At 38.8% G+C, this 18836-nt stretch carries 16 protein-coding genes and 3 pseudogenes; 6 read left to right on the top strand and 13 right to left on the bottom strand.

Features of this window, described 5'->3' with window-relative positions:
• Nucleotides 1–180: 180 nt before the first annotated feature.
• On the top strand, nt 181–384 hold the full coding sequence (locus Q0976_RS01150) for a cell division protein ZapB (protein WP_298773662.1): 204 nt from the start codon (nt 181–183) through the stop codon (nt 382–384).
• A gap of 3 nt (nt 385–387) precedes the next feature.
• On the opposite strand, the gene Q0976_RS01145 is transcribed toward Q0976_RS01150, so the two are convergent.
• The 9 genes and pseudogenes from Q0976_RS01145 to Q0976_RS01105 form a co-directional block, all read right to left on the bottom strand.
• Nucleotides 388–600: a DUF1107 domain-containing protein gene (locus Q0976_RS01145; RefSeq protein WP_299490005.1), complete on the bottom strand. Its 213-nt coding sequence runs from the start codon at nt 598–600 to the stop codon at nt 388–390.
• Between the two features lie 354 nt (nt 601–954).
• Nucleotides 955–1563 carry a thiol:disulfide interchange protein DsbA/DsbL gene (locus Q0976_RS01140; protein ID WP_299490003.1) on the bottom strand — a complete coding sequence of 203 codons (609 nt, stop codon included), beginning with the start codon at nt 1561–1563 and terminating at the stop codon, nt 955–957.
• A 305-nt stretch (nt 1564–1868) separates the two neighbouring features.
• Nucleotides 1869–2543, bottom strand: coding sequence for a thiol:disulfide interchange protein DsbA/DsbL (locus Q0976_RS01135; protein ID WP_299490000.1), 675 nt, complete (start codon nt 2541–2543; stop codon nt 1869–1871).
• A gap of 115 nt (nt 2544–2658) precedes the next feature.
• Nucleotides 2659–3678 carry a serine/threonine protein kinase gene (locus Q0976_RS01130; protein ID WP_299489997.1) on the bottom strand — a complete coding sequence of 340 codons (1020 nt, stop codon included), beginning with the start codon at nt 3676–3678 and terminating at the stop codon, nt 2659–2661.
• An 11-nt stretch (nt 3679–3689) separates the two neighbouring features.
• A complete protein-coding gene (locus Q0976_RS01125) occupies nt 3690–3995 on the bottom strand; it encodes a DUF3630 family protein (RefSeq protein ID WP_299489994.1) in 306 nt (101 codons plus the stop codon).
• A gap of 179 nt (nt 3996–4174) precedes the next feature.
• Nucleotides 4175–4522: pseudogene (locus tag Q0976_RS01120) on the bottom strand (protein adenylyltransferase SelO family protein); the annotation flags it as partial.
• Nucleotides 4523–4784: 262 nt separating this feature from the next.
• A pseudogene (locus Q0976_RS01115) lies at nt 4785–5232 on the bottom strand (protein adenylyltransferase SelO family protein); the annotation flags it as partial.
• Between the two features lie 153 nt (nt 5233–5385).
• Nucleotides 5386–5727 (bottom strand): annotated as a pseudogene (locus Q0976_RS01110) (protein adenylyltransferase SelO family protein); the annotation flags it as partial.
• Nucleotides 5728–5929: 202 nt separating this feature from the next.
• The gene (locus tag Q0976_RS01105; protein WP_299489991.1) at nt 5930–6529 is read right to left on the bottom strand and encodes a hypothetical protein; all 600 of its coding nucleotides are present in this window, start codon (nt 6527–6529) and stop codon (nt 5930–5932) included.
• 303 nt (nt 6530–6832) lie between these two features.
• Between Q0976_RS01105 and Q0976_RS01100 the strand changes: the two genes are divergently transcribed.
• Nucleotides 6833–7717, top strand: coding sequence for a hypothetical protein (locus tag Q0976_RS01100; RefSeq protein ID WP_299489988.1), 885 nt, complete (start codon nt 6833–6835; stop codon nt 7715–7717).
• 196 nt (nt 7718–7913) lie between these two features.
• Nucleotides 7914–8516: a lipid-binding SYLF domain-containing protein gene (locus Q0976_RS01095; RefSeq protein WP_299489986.1), complete on the top strand. Its 603-nt coding sequence runs from the start codon at nt 7914–7916 to the stop codon at nt 8514–8516.
• A 129-nt stretch (nt 8517–8645) separates the two neighbouring features.
• Here Q0976_RS01095 and Q0976_RS01090 read toward each other — a convergent pair whose 3' ends face one another.
• Together Q0976_RS01090 and Q0976_RS01085 are read right to left on the bottom strand one after the other, a co-directional pair.
• On the bottom strand, nt 8646–10895 hold the full coding sequence (locus tag Q0976_RS01090) for a YgiQ family radical SAM protein (protein ID WP_299489983.1): 2250 nt from the start codon (nt 10893–10895) through the stop codon (nt 8646–8648).
• A 186-nt stretch (nt 10896–11081) separates the two neighbouring features.
• On the bottom strand, nt 11082–11480 hold the full coding sequence (locus tag Q0976_RS01085; protein WP_299489981.1) for an MAPEG family protein: 399 nt from the start codon (nt 11478–11480) through the stop codon (nt 11082–11084).
• A gap of 204 nt (nt 11481–11684) precedes the next feature.
• Between Q0976_RS01085 and Q0976_RS01080 the strand changes: the two genes are divergently transcribed.
• The 3 genes from Q0976_RS01080 (at nt 11685) to Q0976_RS01070 (ending at nt 15576) form a co-directional block, all read left to right on the top strand.
• Nucleotides 11685–12905, top strand: a complete 1221-nt coding sequence (locus tag Q0976_RS01080) for a threonine/serine exporter family protein (protein ID WP_299489977.1) — start codon at nt 11685–11687, stop codon at nt 12903–12905.
• A gap of 266 nt (nt 12906–13171) precedes the next feature.
• Nucleotides 13172–14875, top strand: a complete 1704-nt coding sequence (locus Q0976_RS01075; RefSeq protein ID WP_299489975.1) for a ShlB/FhaC/HecB family hemolysin secretion/activation protein — start codon at nt 13172–13174, stop codon at nt 14873–14875.
• Nucleotides 14876–14994: 119 nt separating this feature from the next.
• A complete protein-coding gene (locus tag Q0976_RS01070; RefSeq protein ID WP_299489973.1) occupies nt 14995–15576 on the top strand; it encodes a nucleoside triphosphate pyrophosphohydrolase family protein in 582 nt (193 codons plus the stop codon).
• A gap of 86 nt (nt 15577–15662) precedes the next feature.
• Here Q0976_RS01070 and ubiA read toward each other — a convergent pair whose 3' ends face one another.
• Nucleotides 15663–16526, bottom strand: coding sequence for a 4-hydroxybenzoate octaprenyltransferase (gene ubiA / locus Q0976_RS01065; protein WP_299489971.1), 864 nt, complete (start codon nt 16524–16526; stop codon nt 15663–15665).
• A gap of 27 nt (nt 16527–16553) precedes the next feature.
• Nucleotides 16554–18716, bottom strand: a complete 2163-nt coding sequence (uvrD, locus tag Q0976_RS01060) for a DNA helicase II (protein ID WP_299489969.1) — start codon at nt 18714–18716, stop codon at nt 16554–16556.
• Nucleotides 18717–18836: the final 120 nt, after the last annotated feature.

Here is an 18836-nt window from a genome sequence, read left to right as displayed (position 1 = left end):
ATAAAACTCTTTCACTCAAGGATTGACTCTTTGAAAAGATAATGTGGAAAAACCACTATAAAATACAAAATTCGTGCAATTTATTGATTTTTTTTTCATCACTTGAAAGAATTGGCTATTCACTAAGCCTACCGCACTGCTAGAATCAGTATTTGTAATCTTGACACAAAAGGAACTCCCATGAGCCTTGAATTATTATCAAAACTAGAAACAAAAATCCAAACTGCACTTGAAACCATTGAATTATTGAAAATGGAGCTTGAAGAGGAACGACAATCAAGTAAATCATTAATTGAGAAAAACCAACATTTACAACAAGAGCTCACTTCTTGGAATGAAAAAGTAACTGGATTAGTTGGTTTACTCAATGAAGAAGTTAGCTAATTATTAGCTCGCTTGTTCTTCAAGGTTTTGCGACTCAATTAGCTCATTGAGTTCATCAATCGCCTGCTGAACCTTTGGCAGGCTTTTCTTGGGTAATAGCACTCTTCCCTTTGAAAATTCTAACCTTCCTAGTCCCCTAACCCAAATCGATCCCTTTAAAAAAATCCTCACGTGTTTGACAATCAATTTTGGTGCATAAACGGGAAATACCCTCATAAAGCGCCTCCTTTAATGATTCTACAATTAACACATTTCAAAAATCAAAACCTGCCCAAATCACGTTTTGGGTATGATCTCTGTTCTTTCACTCTAGTTCGACCATAAAGATAGAAGTAGAGTTGCATCCTTTACAAATAAAAACTGAATTTAACCCCATTTTCAGCATAAAAAAACAATTTAAGCTTCTCTTTCAGACAAATAGTTCGCAAAAATAATAAAGTGACACTTGCCAAAAAAATGACTCTCTGTTAAATTTTATGAGTTACTCAGGGTAATATTGAGCAAATAGCTCTTGTAGCCGTACTTCTCACAAAAATGAAGTACGGTTTTTTTCTATCTATGAAGTTATACCTAATTCAACCCAGTTAAATAATAGGCTATTTGCCTCATCTCATCATAAGATTTAATCGCACCAGTTTCGACACGATATTTTCCGTTTACAATTAAGGTAGGTACGCCTACTATGTCGGCATCTTTAACCGCCTGTTCCATTTGTGCCACCTTACTGCTGACCATAAATGAGGATGCTGCAGCATCAAATTCTGCATCATCCACACCATTTTCAATAAATACTTTTTTAATATCATCTAATTGAGTAAACCGAACACCTGTTTTATGTACTGCTTGAAATAATGCCCCTTCAATGACCTCTTCCACATCAAGTAACTGGGCAATCACAAAGGCTTTAGCCATTTCTTTTCCCATCGCTCCACCCACGGCCGCAACTTGCACCTGTTTAAAGCTTACACCTTGGGGTAACTGTGCTTTCATTTTAGGTATTTCCATCTGTGAAAATTGGTAACAATGACCACAATAAAATGAAAAGAAACTAGTAATTTCAGGCGTTACAGAAGCCCTTTCTCGAATTACGGTGTAATGAACCCCTTCCTTGTACTCCGTTGCTAGCACATTCAACGTCATGAATGATAAACTTAAAATTACTCCAAAAATCGTCTTCATTATCTTCTCTCAAAACACCTTACTTACTAAAAGTCATCAAGCACGGACCAAGGTTGTATCATTAACCGAACTGAATTTATGTAGTAATCAATAAAATAAAAAGACAATATAAAAGATTGAATGGCATTAGGCAGTTAGACAAATAGATAAAATAAAAAAGAAGCCATGTGGCTTCTTTTTAAAAGATTAACAAGTGTTTACCCCCACCTTAAAAGGTTGTCGCATTTCGACAATAATACGCTTTAAATGATGCACTTTTTTACTCTCTGAAAATATGTATCTAGAGTATCATGGGTATCACTTATTTATTTCAAGGTGGTGAGATAAAACGCAATGTTAAGCATATCATCGTAAGATTTAATCGCACCAGTTTCAACACGATATTTACCGTTAACAATCAATGTGGGCACACCCTTAATCCCCGCATCTTTTGTTTCACGTACCATTTGCGCCATTTGAGCATTCACCATAAATGAATTAGCCGCTGCATCAAATTCCGCTCCATCCACACCATTAGCCACGAACAATGCCCTAACATCGTCTAAGCTGGTAAAACGTTGCCTTTTATCATGAATGGCTGAAAATATAGCTGGCTCAATTTTATTTTCAACTTTGAGCAGTTGAGCAATCGCAAAAGCACGGGCCATGACATCACCCATGTTCACGCCACCCTTTCCTTTACCACCTAAAAAGTCAACTTGAACTTGCTTAAACTTCACACCCTTCGGTAAACGCTTCTTAATTTTTGGTACTTCTGATTTTTGAAAGGTATAGCAATGTGGACAATAGAAAGAGAAAAACTCTGTAATTTCAGGCTTGCTTGTGGCAGGCCCTTGATTAATAACAGTGTAATGTACTCCTTCTTTATACTTTGATGCTACTACAGGCTTAGAAACATCAGGTTTAACTGGCGCAGTATCAGCCATCGATACCATTGGCGCGATTAACAACATCGCTGCAATAAGTAATGCTTTTTTCATGCTTATTCCTTGTCGACTTCAAATAATATAATTGTCACTTGGAGCATATCATAGAGTTCTTTTATCTGTATTTCAAAACAGTAATAATATATTACTGCTTAATATCAATTGGACGTTAGTATTGCGGTAACAAACTCAATGGGGGCTCATTCAATGCGGCGAGCTGTTCTTTAAAGGCTAAAATTTGCTGCTCCCAATACTTATCTTGTCCAAACCAAGGAAAGTTCATCGGAAAGGCGGGATCTGCCCAACGGCGACTCAGCCAAGCATTATAATGCAACATCCGCATCGCCCTTAATGGCTCAATTAACGCCAATTGCCGTGAATCAAAGTCACAAAACTCTTCATACGCTTCTAATATCACCTCAAGTTGCAATAATTGTTGAGGTCTATCTCCCGATAATAACATCCACAGATCTTGAATCGCAGGCCCGGTACGAGCATCATCCAAATCTACAAAACTTGGACCATCATTCGGTGTCCATAAAATATTACTAGGATGCAAATCGCCATGTAATCGAATTCCAGAAACATTAACGCTTTCCCATAAAGCAGTAGCTTTAGCAAGCACCTGTTCCACTACAGTGAAATAAGCTTCCCGCAAACTGACTGGAACATGACCAGAACTTTTTAACCACATTAATGACTCATCACCCAATAGTTGAGGTGACATGCCGTCTCGATAATGAAAAACATCCTGTGATGAATATTGATGAATACGGCCTATAAATCGCCCTGCCGCTTCAAGTTGATCAAGATTGTCCACTTCAAATGAACGCCCGCCAATAGAAGGGTATAAAGCAAATTTAAACCCTTCATACACATGTAACGATTGATTATTAATCATAACAGGCGTTGCGATAGGAACCTCATTTGAGACTAAGGCTGCTGAAAAATCATGTTCCTCTTGAATTTGCTCAATACTCCAACGCTCTGGTCGATAAAATTTAACCACATAACGTACACCACGATCGCAGCGAAACTGATACACCCTATTTTCATAACTGTTCAACGCCAATAACCCCGTTTCAGGATAAACACCCAGTGACTCTATGGCGGTTAAAATCAAGTCGGGAGTCAAAGCTTGATAATGAAATTCACTCTGTATTGGCGTACTTGGTTCTACTTTATTCATGTTTTTCTCGTTTACTCATTTGACGCAACATAAGGCTTTAATAATCCAGCTAAATAAATTAACACCTCTATATCCTCTTCGTTTGAAACCGATAACCAGCATACATCACCATAGAATTCATAATGTAACTGCAACTGACAACCTTCAAAGTCCAACAACCATTGATGGCGATCGGCTCCCCACTGTCGTTCTATCACATGGCAATCTAATCGCTTAACGAAAGGCTCTGCAAAATCTGAAAAATGCTCAAAATCCACATTGGCTAAAATTGATAAGCTTAACTGTACTTCATTAAGTTGTATTGCATTTATTTTCATTTTACTCTTCTCAATGACTGTAAGACAGCATCATGTCTGCCTCATCATGGGTTGGTTTTCTGGCAAAATCAGAGACAATTTAAGTAGTTTCGATAAATCATCCTTCTACGTAGCCTTTAGGGCCTCTTGAACCAGAAAATTTGGTACTATATATTTAGAGTTTGACTGATTACGTAATGTCAGCCAATTCTCGATTTTCCGACTCGCTGCTGATAATGAGTAAACCAAATATCAAAATCATCTCGAACCACAAAACCCTCCCTTAAACTCACTTGTTTGTCTTTAGCGTCAATTTGTCCACATTGACACCATGTTAGCGTATGAACTAACTGGCTGTACTTCATTGGCCGCATAAATTCACTAATTAACGCTAAATCATTTTCATCTTCTTTTGGTGAATCTTTTGAGACATTGATTATACTGATGCCAAGTTTATTACGCATTAAATGTAAATAATGGCTAACAAGTTCATTCTGGTATGTGTTTAACACTTTCATTAAGTCATCTGGTGATATAATTGGTATTAATGCTTGGGTTAAACGTTATAAGCTCCAAAGTACCCTCCAGTTGCTGATTAACCTGAACTAGGGCCAAAAGCGCCGTTACATATCGCTTTTGGCCCCTATCTGTGTTGTGCTTCCTACTAATAGCGGGCTATTAGGCACGAAACCTCGCCTTGATATCGACAAAAATATCGGCATTTAGCAAAAAGTAAAATAAATAAAAACAGGCAAGTAAATTAAGAATTTGATTTTAAATGTCATTAAATTTTTATCTGACACTCATGAACCCGAGTTCAGGTTGATTAAACGCATAACGTCCTTGAACATCAAAATCATTACAAATAAAATCTTCCTTAAGCATACCTAAAAAAGCAAAAGGACCAAAATCACTAAAATAGGCATGTTATCAGTATTCATCACTCCATGAACAAGCCCTACAACCTATCAATGTGCAATCATACTCGCAGTATCTTTATCCACCTGACAAAACCATGCCCGGTTGCCTAGGTTATCAGCTCAATGAGGGGAGTGTTGTGAGATAGTGAAATTCAATAATTGGAATTAATTTATCATGCGAACTGGTATCACTATGACAAAAAATACTCAAAGTGAGCAAAACAAATATGACTCTTAGCCAACCTCAGCGTTATTACAGCCATTTCTTGAGTATCTCGCCACACAGGTGTCTTTGAGACTATAACAGCCAAAGCGTGAATCATAGGAATATGTAAATAACCTGAACTCGGGATAAGCAGCGCCGCTTAATAGGGGTATTTAGTCAAATTAAACAATAAAGAATAACTGAAATGATTTTAACCAATTAATTTTAAATGGATAACTAATATTCTTTGACACTCATTATTCCCAGTTCAGGTTAACTAATGTCAAGCTTCAGAAATCAAAAAGATCTCGAGTTGCCGAACGTAACACCGCCCGCCCATCACTATGTCTCGAATAAGAGGTCATAGCCGATCCTTTTAACGCAACATCCCAATCAGCTAAAGGCCCTTGAGCCTCCCCGATAATAACTGAACATCCATCACCCAATTATGAAGTGTAACCACCAAACTGATGACCAGAATAAACTTGAACCTAGTAACAAGCACAGTCAATGATCTGATTGACTGATAACTGAGCGAGTAAAATATTGGTTGGCTAAGTGAGTCCAACAAAATGGGCAGCATCACTCCATCCCACCCATTAGGCTCTTCTAAGTATTGTGGTGACACTTCTGAATAAAAACCGAATAACTGAGTAAAGAAATCTTACTTAAACCCTCTAATTGAAACCTGTATAGCTAAATCAATGCAGATACAGTATACCTTATAGGCTAACCATCTTTAATTAATACCAATTCCATTATAAGGTTCAGAGGCTCCCGCAGAAAGATCATATATAATGAAATTGGTATTAGCATCAAACTTACCACAATTATCTGGCTTGCTTATGCTTTGCCTTCTCAATGCGACTTTTACGACCAGAAAAGCCACTCACCGTTCCATCGGTTAATTCATAATCAATCGCTTGCTGACAAATCGAAATCGCCTCATCAAAATCACCTTTATCGTTTAGCAGTGTTGCCAATTGCATAAAGCTCACCCCTTTCAAATCCAGTAAAGATTCATCTTGACTAATCCTCTCACATAATCGTGAAAAATCTGAGGATAACGTCACGCAAAAATCAACATATTGCTTATCTTTCCGCTGTTTATAGCATTCAGCTATAACCGCAATCATCGCTGTATATTTCTCTTCTAATATTTCAGATTGATTGAGGTTGTCCACATGCTTTTTAAGCCGCTCGTTCGCTTTAACAAAAAGCTTAAACACTTTTTTTTCTCCATCAGTTAAGGACGTTATACTAGGTTCAGCCTCCTCTTCCTTAGACGAAGAAATCGATAAATGTTCAGATGACCCATCAACCTCAGACTGTTCATCATGGATTGTGGCTTCTGGTGTCGAAACGGTTTTATTACGTCTATAAAGATAAACCCCAATTAGTACAATGATAATGATGGCAAGAATTTTCATTTTATCTTCCTTGGATCAATTTAATGCAAGTAATCAAAACATATATAAAAATATCAACTATAAAAATCATAGTATATTGTTTAGAATAATCAGCTAACAAACCCTATTCAGTTTAATTTATTATCAATATTCCTTTTTTGACAGAACATCACTCCCACAAGACTTGTCTTAAGCCTATAAAACATGTAAATAATTATATTAATGTTTATATTACTATTTTTATTTCATATCCTAGAAGCAAACAGGCATCACTCTAAAATACAGCCTCTATACAAATGTGATTAATATTGTGTATAAATAATAATGAATGAATTTAATCAATTTTTCTCTCAAGCCTATTTATGGCTCTCAATATTAGGCGGACTAAATTGCTTAACCGCTTGTATTTACATAAATTTAAATCACCAACCTCGCTCATTCAACTCTCATTTATTAGCGGGAATATTAGGGCTATTAGCGGTCTATTTTTTTACTGGTGCCATCAATGAGCACAACGCCCCCATCCCCATCAATATGTTATTTACGTTAATTATTCCAATTTATTTCTTACTCATGCCATTGGTGTATTTATATTGTAAAAGCAATGTAACAATAAAAAGTATTAATCACTTAAATTGGAAACATTTTTACCCCGCTATCCTCGTCGCTATATTGGTTGTCTTAGTCTTTGCCTACCACTGGTTTATACTCCTTCATTCATCAAATTTATTTTTTCAGACTATCTGGACACCTCAAGAATTTAATATGATTTTTATGGTTTTTCCGGGATTATTAAGCCTGCAAGCCGCTTTCTATTTCATACTCATATTCAATTTATTAAACAAATTTCCATTCAAAAAAGATGCATTACAGAATCCAGAGTTAACACAAATAAAATTTAAATGGTTACTGCTTCTAACCTTTGCACTGATCATGAACTGGCTCGTCAGATGCCTGTTAATCATGCTGCCCTTTTATACTGGCGATACGATCAATCTCTTTAACTTACTCTTATCAAGAGTAATATTGTTAATATCTTTATACATACTTGCTTTCTATGGCTTAAAACAAGTCACTCATATTGCTCATATTAAAAAGCAAAAAATGTCATCCATTCAGCCACCACCATCATCCAATACAGTTAAAGACAACTTACTAACCGACGAAGAACTCGACTTTTTACAACAAGTCATGAATGAGAATAAGTAACCTCTATTTTCCGTACAAATATTTAACACTCTGTGATTTAAGCTAAAAAATACCTTATCTCGTCTCCATATCACTGAACCAGAGCTTGCATGCTTAAAAATACACTCAAGTGTGTTCATTTTTTAATCTAATCATGTTCATTTTTAACTAAGCTATGCGTATGCTTTAAATTCACCCTTTATTTTGGAGACCGCCAATGAAACACCTTATGTCAAAAACAACTTACCTACTATTTATGATATTAAGTCTCTTTTTCACAACACAAGCATTAGCCGACAATCACAATAAAAGTGATTGTAGCCAAATAGATAATTCTTATAAAAAAGCTACCTGTAATTTTAAAAAGGCTAAAGAAACACGCCAGTTCTTTAATAACGCGTATGGGTATGCCCTCTTCCCAACAGTAGGCAAAGGTGGGTTTGTCGTTGGAGGTGCTTATGGTGACGGGCATGTCTACAAAAAAGGAAGAATTACTGGCGACACCACCTTAACGCAACTGTCTGTCGGTTTTCAGCTTGGTGGGCAGGCTTATAGTGAAATCATCTTTTTTCAAAACGAAGCCGCTTACCAAAAATTCACCAGCGGTAATTTCGAATTCAGCGCACAAGCCTCAGCCGTCGCCATTGTAATTGGCGCTAATGCCCAAACGAGTACAACCGGCAACTCCGCGAGTGCAGGTAAATCTGCCGCAGCCGCCTCTTATGTCAATGGCATGGCAACGTTTACCCTAGCAAAAGGCGGTTTAATGTATGAAGCTGCGTTAGCTGGACAAAAATTTACCTTCGATAAAAGAGACTGATATTCCGTTATCGATTAACAATTACAGATAAAAAAAGCCAGTAGGCTCCCTCCACTGGCTTTAACTAGATCACCAATACGCTTTGACACTCATTATTCCAAGTTCAGGTTAACGACAAGTCAATACACATTACCATTGATGCTTTGGTGTTGTCCCCCAAGCATTGGTCTTTGTATTACGTTTAGCCTGTGGTTTTTTACTCTTACTGTTTGCATCAGATTGACTAAATGTTTTTTGTTTTTTCCCATTGCGTTTAGTATCAAATTGATCTGTTGAAAAACGCGTCAATCCTTGTTTTCCTTTGACTGCCGGTTTTGTTTTATAACGTTGCTGTTCATGACGAGTCTCTGCGGGAACTAAACAATTTGCACCATTACCGATAAGATGTTCTTTTTTCATATCAGTCAACGCTTCACGAATAAGTGGCCAACCTGCTGGATCATGATAACGTAACAAAGCTTTATGTAATCGGCGTTGTCTACCCTTTTTAGGCACTGGAACTGTCTCACTGGTATGCTTTACATTTTTTAATGAATTCAATTCAGTATGATAAATTGTTGTTGCATTTGCCATCGGAGATGGATAGAAATTTTGCACTTGATCCAGTTTAAATTTTTCATTCTTCAACCATAAAGCCAAGTTAATCATATCTTCATTAGTTGTGCCTGGATGAGCGGAAATAAAATAAGGAATAAGATATTGCTTCTTTCCAGCCTCTTGAGAATACTTATCAAATAACTCTTTAAATTTATCATAGGTGCCCATACCTGGCTTCATCATCTTGCTCAATGGGCCTTCTTCGGTATGCTCAGGTGCAATTTTTAAATAGCCACCCACATGATGCTTAGCCAGCTCCTTCACATAGCGGGGATCTTCAATAGCTAAATCATAGCGGACACCTGATGCAATCAGAATTTTTTTAATCCCGGGTACATCACGCGCAGCACGATAAAGATCAATGGTGGCTTGATGATCGGTATCTAGATGACCACAAATCGATGGAAAAACACAAGATAGCCGGCGACAAGTCTTCTCCGCCTTTTCACTCTTACATCCCAAACGATACATGTTTGCTGTTGGACCACCTAAATCTGAAATCACACCAGTAAAACCCGGAACTTTATCTCGTATCTCACCAATTTCACGTACAATAGAGGCTTGTGAACGACTCTGAATAATTCGCCCTTCATGTTCCGTAATTGAGCAAAATGAACAACCGCCAAAACAACCACGCATGATATTCACTGAAGTCTTAATCATGTCATAAGCAGGAATTTTAGCGGTGCCATATACAGGGTGGGCAACACGTTGGTAAGGTAAATCAAATACCGCATCCATTTCATCGGTATTGAGTGGCCATGCCGGTGGATTAACCCAAACAGCTCGATCGCCATGAGGCTGATACAAGGCTCTTGCACAACCAGGATTCGTTTCCTGATGTAAAATACGTGAAGCATGAGCATACAAATATTTATCTTGTATTACTTTTTCAAACGCAGGCAATAATACATAGGTTTTTTCCCACGGCTTAGGGCGCGGAGGCTGAACACTAATCGCTTTGGGTTTATCATTATCAAATATTTTAACATCACTAGGGCCTGATAAATTACTACAACCAACATCATCAGCCCCATAAGGATTGGCTAAAGGCTCAATTTTATGTAATTGATCAAGCTTACGCGAGTCCATCCCTCGCCACTCGACTAAAGGCGTCTTACGTAATACTGCTGTGCCCCGTATATCATTTAATTGCTCAATAGATTCACCCGATGCAATTCGATGAGCAATATCAACAATCGGTCTTTCAGCATTCCCATAAACTAAAATATCTGCTTTAGCATCAAATAATACACTGCGTCGTACTTTATCTGACCAATAATCATAATGGGCTATTCGGCGTAAACTCGCCTCAATCCCGCCTATCACCACAGGACTGGTTTTATAAGCTTCTTTGCACCGTTGAGTATAAACAGTCACTGCACGATCAGGGCGTTTTCCCCCTTCATTGTTAGGTGTATAGGCATCATCATGACGTAATCGACGATCTGCAGTGTAACGGTTAATCATCGAGTCCATGTTGCCAGCTGTGACGCCAAAAAATAAATTAGGCTGTCCCAATTGCATAAAATCAGCCTTACTAGACCAATCTGGCTGAGAAATAATACCGACTCTAAACCCCTGCACTTCAAGTAAACGTCCTAGCACCGCCATACCAAAACTGGGATGATCAACATAAGCATCACCTGTCACAATAATAATGTCACAGCTATCCCACCCCAGTTGATCCATCTCTTTTCGAGACATAGGTAAAAAGGGAGCAGTGCCATAACACTCCGCCCAATATCGAGGATAAGTAAATAAAGTCGATTCAACTTGCATGAGATAAAAAGCCTAATAATCTGATTCAGGGCAGAGAAAGCACATTCGCCTCCCTACACAGGGAGGCGAATTATACACGATAAACAGAGTACCCCTCAAATTAAAGCAAAGTGAGCATTAATGCGGCATAAAACAAGAGCAAAAAATCGAATACCGCTTAAAGTCTATAAAACCTATTAATATTCATCACATGGGATCAAAAAATTGAATAAAATTGATAGTCACTAAACCTAACATGACTAACCAAGTCAGTAAGGTTCCCCAATACCGGCCAAAGTGCGCCCCTCCTTTTCCAAGAATGAGCCCCGCTGCATGCAATAAACGTGAAAAAATCCAGACACTACCAAAGCAATGTAATAAGGTGGGCGACATACCGTTCGCCTCTGTCGCCAGCATTAAAATTAATGTTACTGGGGCATTTTCTAATAAGTTACCATGCACTCGTGTGGCAATCAGTAATGTGGTGTTATCTTCAACGCCAACACCTATTTTATGTTCACTTCTAAGCCTTATAACTCGATACGCAAAAATAATAACTAGTAACGCCGTTAAGCTGGCATAAAAACCTGTAATAGCAAGTGACATGAATATCCCTCTTAGAATTGTTTTATGTACTGAATTAAACTCGAGTTAATTAGAATTAAGTTAACATTATTAACAAATGCTTTCTCCTTTTCTAGCGTAAATAGGGTAATATTACCAACTTAAATAGCAAGCAATTAACACCGACTTTCAATTTATCGTCGGAATCCGCATCACAACCCCTCTTTGTTATAGTGAAAAGCAGCAGTGGATAACGAACAATTTTTAAAAAAACGTAGCTTTATTATAAAATTAGGAAAGGCTTTGCATAAGTTTGGCACCCCAGCTTATCGACTTGAAGCTCACCTACAATCAGTATCTCATTTATTGGGGATTGAAGGCTATTTTTTGATCTCACCGACTAGCATGACATTTGTACTACAAAATGAAACTGATCAAGAATACAATCATGTCGCCAGAGTCAATCCGGGAGAGCTCGATCTAGGGGCCTTAGCAAGAACAGATGAATTAGTGGAAGAGCTTCTTTCTGGGCAACGCAGCCTCATAGAAGCACTCGCTCGATTAGAAGAAATAATCAATAAACCTAATCCTTATGGAGTCGGACTCACTTTTCTAGCCTATGGCACTGCAGCAGGTGCATTTTCCATGTTGATGGGCACCAGTTGGAGTGATGTATTTACATCTGCACTCTTAGGATTTATGGTTTATGGCTTAGTTTACCGTGCTGAACGTTCTAAACGTATGGCTGAAATGCTGGAACCGCTTGCCGCTATTCTCTGTGCCATCTTTAGCTGCGCCATGGCACAATTTGATCCCCATATTAATATTCCTGTGGTCATCTTGTCAGGTATTATTATTTTTGTCCCTGGATTGGCGCTCACACTAGGACTCGCTGAACTAGCAGCGCGTGATCTAATATCGGGTACTGCACGCATAATGGACGCCTGTATGCTCCTCTTTAAGCTCTACTTTGGCGCTATTTTGGGCATGGCCGTTGCTGGCGCTCTTTTTACCCCAGATCCTTTCATGGAACCTGAGTCCTTACCACAATGGGCTATTTGGTCTGCCGTCCCGATATTGTCTATGGCATTAGTCATTATTTTTAAAGCCCGTATGAAAGATTCTCCATGGGGTATTTTAGCCGGCATTGTCGCTTTTTTCTCTTCCATGTTAGGTGCCATCTATTTAGGTGAATCTATTGGTATTTTCTTTGGTGCATTAATTGTGGGTATTTATTCCAACCTTTTTGCCCGCTGGATGAAAGCTCCCGCTTCAATAGCCCTGTTACAAGGTATTGTGATCCTCGTGCCAGGCAGTAAAACCTATATCGGTCTCAATACCTTAATTTTAGGGGAAACCATGCTCAATCAATCTCATATAGGTACTCAGATTTTTTTGATCTTTATGTCACTAGTGGCCGGACTCATTTTTGCCAACGTTGCCGTGCCTCCGAGGCGTACATTATAACCTTGAAGCCATAACACAATTCTTCTTTCCTTAACTCGTTAAAGCCTCTTCAACGAGTTAAGGCCCTAAAAATGATGGCTTCGATGACTACACCAGTTCACCGCTAAAAATCACAAACCCTTTCTTTTACTTTTTCCACTTCTTTATTCCTACAACAACTTGACTAACGTGCGTTTTACATCTGTTATTAATAAGCGCAATACGATAAGTAAAACTGATTTAACACATCAATTTTTTAAGATCACTAGCAAGGAGGCGATAAAGCCATGAGGCATCTCTCATTAAGTAGACTTATCGCGTTATCTTTACTTTTTGTCTCATCAAAAGCTTATGTTCAAGAAACGCAACCTTCGAGTCAGCCTGCAAACAACACAAAAAATAATAAACAAGATCAAAAAATAAAAAGCACATTAAATTCAAAAGAGATCGATCCTAATAAACCTTTTCTGATAGATAAAATTATCATCAAAAGTAATAATATTTTTGACACATCACAGTCCAATACATTTTTTATTCATCGTTGGGCCAATTATTTACACATTAATACGCGAGATTGGATTATTCGTAAAAATCTCAATTTTAATGAGCACAGTGAAGTGACACTCAAACAACTCAATGAAGCCCCTAGGTTGTTAAGGGCAGAACCTTACATTCGAGATGCAAAAGTAGAACTTTCAGCTAAAGATCCCAGTGTAAAAAACTCTGACAAAGGTCAAAATGTACTTGTTGAAACATGGGATAACTGGTCGTTGCTGCCCACAGCAGATTTCGGAAGCAGTGGCGGTAATACCAGCACTTCTATTGGCTTAAAAGAAGATAATCTACTTGGACTCGGCATTAAAACACAATTTAAATACAGCTCCGATATCGACAGAACAGGTTATAAGTTTGAAGTTGAAACACCAGTTTATTTTTTAAGGCATGCCACACTCACCACCAGTTTTTTTGATAATGATGATGGCCAAGCAACAGAGATTTTCTTTAACAACCCTTTTTATTCATTAGAAACAAAACAAATGTATTCGGCTCAATATATTGATGATTTACTCACCGACACCTTAAGACAGAATGGTGAGGAGGTAAATGAATTTAAACAACAAATTGACTATATTGAATTGCAATATGGCTGGTTAATCAATAAAGATAATACAGAGTTATCACGCTTCATCATCGGTGGAACAAAAGATAAAAATGACTTTACCAATACCGACGATTACCCCAATTCACAATTACCTAAAAACAGAGACTTCCTCTACCCTTGGATAGGTTACGAATACATCCAAGATGACTATACTGTCTTAAATGATATCTACCTCATTAATAAAAATGAAGATTTTAATTTAGGCTGGTATCATTATGCTCAATTTGGCATAGAAACTAAAGATTTAGGCAATCATTTACCTATTGGCTTCCATCTTGAATGGCTTGCCAGTCGAGGTTATAAACAAGAAGATCATCTTTATTTACTCAACTTTTCGGGTTACAGCGATCTTGCAACAAGCCAAAAGGAGTATTTTCAAATTAATGCCACAGGTGAACATTTTTACCACATCAATCCCAAATTCACCATTTACAACAAGCTCCGCTTGAGTACTTCACAAAATCATTATTATGATGAACCTTTTGCTTTAGGGGATGATACAGGACTCCGTGGATATCCAGATAATTACCAGTGGGGAGATAATCAATGGCTGATCACCAATGAACTTAGATATTACCCCAACATCAATCTCTATCAATTGGCAGAGTTAGGTTGGGCAGCCTTTACCGATATAGGGCAAGCATTTGGTGGCGATGATGAAAATAATGAAGTCTCAGGCCCCATAGGCGTATTGGGAATTGGTGCGAGAGTCTATTCCTCCAAATCCAGTTTTGGTAATGTGGCGCATATCGACGTAACTTTCCCCTTTACTCGCGGTAAAGATGTCAATACGCTTGAATTTCGTTTTCTCGTTAAAAGTCATTTTTAAATCCAAACTTGCCTACCTAAACTGTAACGCGGAATTCCCGCCAAAATCCCCTTTCAATTATAGGTAGATTCCCTTAAAATCACGGCCTCTTTATCTTTCAATTTTTCAAGGTCAAATTGATGAAACTCAGCGCTCTTACCCCTGCTTTATATGAACATCTTTATCGGGATATCCATGAATTTCGCGCCACCTTCGATTTGCCTATTGAAGCACCACAAACACTCGATGATAAAGCCGATACACTTCATACTTCGCTTGCAATTGAAGAACTAACTGAACTGGCTGAAGCAGATTCCAAGATTGAGCAAGCTGATGCAATTGTCGATAGTGTCTATGTGTTAATGGGTCGCTTAGTGCATCTTGGCGCATCACAACTTAATGACAATATTGAAATCAGCTATATTATTGATTTGTTGTTACACGTCGCCAAAAACAGAGGCATTGATTTCATTAGCTGCTGGAATGAGGTCCATTCAAGCAATATGAGTAAAGTGTGTAAAAATGAAGATGAACTCACGGAAACAGTCGCTCACTATGCAAAACAAGGTGTAGAAATCGAAGGCAGTAAAAAAGGCGATTTTATCATTGCGAAATGCGCTAAAGATGTTGAAATGGCAGGTAAAGTCGTACGCCAAGGAAAAGTATTAAAATCTGTATACTACCGTCCAGCGGATCTTGAAAAATTAGTCCAGAATTCATAAAAGCACATAGTCAACAGAAGTAGTTCTTCAAACAATAGTACTACTTCTGCTGATTTTTATAGGATAACGTCAATTAAAACTGCTGCTTATCCAAGCCAATAGTCTAACCCCAACGCAATAAATAAACTCATTCCAGCCCAATTATTATTTAAAAAAGCCTGTAAACACGATGCTCGGTCACGATGAAAAATCAGTTTTTGTTGATATAAACCAAACCCAATAAAAGCCAGAACGCCTAAGCCATAAATAAAGCCTCTATCAGCAACATAACCTGCTGCAATGAAACAAATAAGCGCCACAACCTGAAAAGCCAAAATAATTTGCCTATCAAAACGGCCAAATAATATAGCCGTTGATTTTATTCCGATTTTTAAATCATCATCTCTGTCTACCATGGCATACATAGTGTCATAGGCCACCGTCCAGCACCAATTCGCAGCAAATAACCACCAAGCTTCAGCAGGAATATGCCCTAATTGTGCCGCATAGGCGATTGGAATAGACCAGCTCCAGACTACGCCCAAAAACATTTGCGGCATGTTTGTCACGCGTTTCATAAAAGGATAAATAACGGTTAAAATTATCCCGACAATAGCCAGTTTCATGACTAACGCATTCAGCATCAGAACCAATAAAAAAGCAATTAAGGCTAATCCAAAAAATAAGCTCAGCGCTTCTTTAGTACTCACCTCACCACTGGCTAATGGCCTGCTTTTTGTGCGCTCTACATGGCCATCTAATTCTCGGTCGGCATAATCATTAATAATATCGCCGCAAGAGCGCATCACTAAAACACCAATCACAAAAATCACAATATTTTTGGCATCAGGCATGCCGCCTGCAGCAAACATCAACGCCATCAAACAAGGCCAAAGTAATAAAAAAGTCCCAATAGGACGATCCATGCGTGCTAAACGCATATAAACCGACGCTTTTTCTTTAATATTCATGAATTACATTACCCTACTTTAAATCGCTTAACAGGCTTCGAGTCTTGCATAAGACAACATTAACCATTTACTGCCAACATCAATAAAATTCACTTGTACACGTGACTGCGCCCCACTGCCTTCATGATTGGTTACCACACCTTCACCAAACTTAGGGTGCATGACTTTTTGACCTAATTTGAAACCAGAATCATTCCCCAAATGACTCCCTGTAGTCGACATCCTAACAGCAGGTTTTGATACTTTTGTTTTTAGACGAATTTCTTGTATGTGCTCTTTCGGGATTTCGCCGATGAACCGTGATGGTCTCGCATAATCTTCTCGGCCGTATAATCGCCGAGACTCGGCATAGCAAACATACAGCTTTTGCATGGCTCGCGTCATGCCCACATAGCAAAGACGGCGCTCTTCATCGAGCCTATCGCCTTCTTCTATGGCACGTTGGCTCGGAAATAGCCCTTCTTCCACGCCAGCCATAAACACCATGGGAAATTCTAATCCTTTTGCCGAATGCAGTGTCATCAACTGAACCGCATCGGTGAAATCATCCGCTTGTCCTTCTCCGGCCTCCAGTGCAGCATGAGATAAAAAAGCGCTTAACTCGCCCATATCGTCACTCTCTTCTGGCATGACAAAGCTACGAGCTGCAATAACCAACTCTTCTAAGTTTTCTATTCTGGCTCTGGCTTTTTCACCTTTTTCGGCTTCATACATGGCTTTCAAACCTGAATGACCAATAACATGATCTGTCATTAAATGCAGACTATGAGTCGTCGTGTCTTGGCTCATTCCCACAATCAAATCCATAAAACCACGTACCGCATTCGCCGCACGTCCACTCAAGACTTTCTCTTCTAATAAACGTAGGCTCGCTTGCCACAGCGTCATCTCATGTTGGCGGGCCGTTTGACGTAAAATGTCTAAAGTGCGCCCACCAATACCACGGGTAGGGGTATTCACCACACGCTCAAATGCCGCATCATCGTCTTTATTATTCATAAGACGTAAGTAGCCCATGGCGTCTTTAATCTCTTGTCGTTCAAAAAAGCGCTGACCGCCATAAATACGGTACGCCAAGCCTTTATGTAACAAGGCTTCTTCTAATACGCGTGACTGAGCATTAGAACGATATAAAATAGCGCAATCTTCTAGTTTTTTACCTTGTTCTAACCATTCACTAATGCAGCCAACAATAAAACGTGCTTCATCCATTTCATTAAAAGCGCAGTACAGACCAATAAGCTCACCATCTTTATCGTCGGTCCACAGCTTTTTACCTAAACGCTCAGCATTATGAGCAATAAGCTCATTGGAGGCTTTTAAAATGTGCCCCGTCGAGCGATAATTTTGCTCTAATCGAATAGTTTGTGCGGCAGGAAAATCGGCTAAAAATTTATGTAAGTTTTCCACTTGTGCGCCGCGCCAGCCATAAATAGACTGATCGTCATCACCCACTATCATGACATTGGCTTTCGCACCAGCAAGCACACGGATCCAAGCATATTGAATTGCATTGGTGTCTTGAAACTCATCCACCAAAATGTGTTTAAACCTATCTTGATAATGCGCTAGTATGTGAGGTTTATTGAGCCAAAGTTCGTGGGCTCGCAGCAAAATTTCAGCAAAATCCACTAAACCCGCTCGATCGCAGGATTCTTGATAGACTTTATAAATAGCAAGCAAATTTTGCTCAATGGGAAACCCACCCGCATCAATATGTGAAGGGCGTAGACCTAAATCTTTTTTGCCATTGATATAACCTTGAGCTTGACGAGGTGGATATTGTTTTTCATCAAGGTTTAAACTTTTTAAAATACGCTTAATCAGCCTTAACTGATCATCCGAATCTAAAATTTGAAAGCTTTGAGGTAAATTCACCTCTTTATAATGGGTTCGAAGCAATCGGTGCGCTAAACCATGAAAGGTGCCTATCCACATGCGCCCCATATTTCCACCAGCCACCTTTTCTACACGCTCACGCATTTCAGCAGCGGCTTTATTGGTAAAAGTAACCGCTAAAATAGCATAAGGACTCTGTTGTTCCACTTGCATTAGCCAAGCAATACGGTGAGTCAATACTCGAGTTTTACCACTGCCAGCACCAGCCAGTACTAACATGCTCGATTGAGGTGCGCCCACAGCCTCACGCTGCTTATCATTCAGGCCGTCTAGTAAAAAAGATACGTCCATTATTGCCTCCAAAAAATCAAGCCGGAAGTATAACAGAAGTTATCAGGTGAGGTTATCCCCCCAAGGATCACAAATGAAGAGAAGAGCAAAGAAGATCCACCACTCTTTTAAAACAAGCAC

Source organism: uncultured Shewanella sp. (assembly GCF_947501665.1).
Taxonomy (GTDB): Bacteria; Pseudomonadota; Gammaproteobacteria; order Enterobacterales; family Shewanellaceae; genus Shewanella.
Note: the sequence above shows the minus strand (reverse complement) of the source record. Positions and strands in the feature narration are given on the sequence as shown.

Excerpts from the sequence above, each read along its gene's own strand:
- Q0976_RS01150 (WP_298773662.1), top strand. The coding sequence starts at position 181 with ATGAGCCTTGAATTATTATCAAAACTAGAAACAAAAATCCAAACTGCA.
- Q0976_RS01145 (WP_299490005.1), bottom strand. The coding sequence starts at position 600 with ATGAGGGTATTTCCCGTTTATGCACCAAAATTGATTGTCAAACACGTG.
- Q0976_RS01140 (WP_299490003.1), bottom strand. The coding sequence starts at position 1,563 with ATGAAGACGATTTTTGGAGTAATTTTAAGTTTATCATTCATGACGTTG.
- Q0976_RS01135 (WP_299490000.1), bottom strand. The coding sequence starts at position 2,543 with ATGAAAAAAGCATTACTTATTGCAGCGATGTTGTTAATCGCGCCAATG.
- Q0976_RS01130 (WP_299489997.1), bottom strand. The coding sequence starts at position 3,678 with ATGAATAAAGTAGAACCAAGTACGCCAATACAGAGTGAATTTCATTAT.
- Q0976_RS01125 (WP_299489994.1), bottom strand. The coding sequence starts at position 3,995 with ATGAAAATAAATGCAATACAACTTAATGAAGTACAGTTAAGCTTATCA.
- Q0976_RS01105 (WP_299489991.1), bottom strand. The coding sequence starts at position 6,529 with ATGAAAATTCTTGCCATCATTATCATTGTACTAATTGGGGTTTATCTT.
- Q0976_RS01100 (WP_299489988.1), top strand. The coding sequence starts at position 6,833 with ATGAATGAATTTAATCAATTTTTCTCTCAAGCCTATTTATGGCTCTCA.
- Q0976_RS01095 (WP_299489986.1), top strand. The coding sequence starts at position 7,914 with ATGAAACACCTTATGTCAAAAACAACTTACCTACTATTTATGATATTA.
- Q0976_RS01090 (WP_299489983.1), bottom strand. The coding sequence starts at position 10,895 with ATGCAAGTTGAATCGACTTTATTTACTTATCCTCGATATTGGGCGGAG.
- Q0976_RS01085 (WP_299489981.1), bottom strand. The coding sequence starts at position 11,480 with ATGTCACTTGCTATTACAGGTTTTTATGCCAGCTTAACGGCGTTACTA.
- Q0976_RS01075 (WP_299489975.1), top strand. The coding sequence starts at position 13,172 with ATGAGGCATCTCTCATTAAGTAGACTTATCGCGTTATCTTTACTTTTT.
- Q0976_RS01070 (WP_299489973.1), top strand. The coding sequence starts at position 14,995 with ATGAAACTCAGCGCTCTTACCCCTGCTTTATATGAACATCTTTATCGG.
- ubiA (WP_299489971.1), bottom strand. The coding sequence starts at position 16,526 with ATGAATATTAAAGAAAAAGCGTCGGTTTATATGCGTTTAGCACGCATG.
- uvrD (WP_299489969.1), bottom strand. The coding sequence starts at position 18,716 with ATGGACGTATCTTTTTTACTAGACGGCCTGAATGATAAGCAGCGTGAG.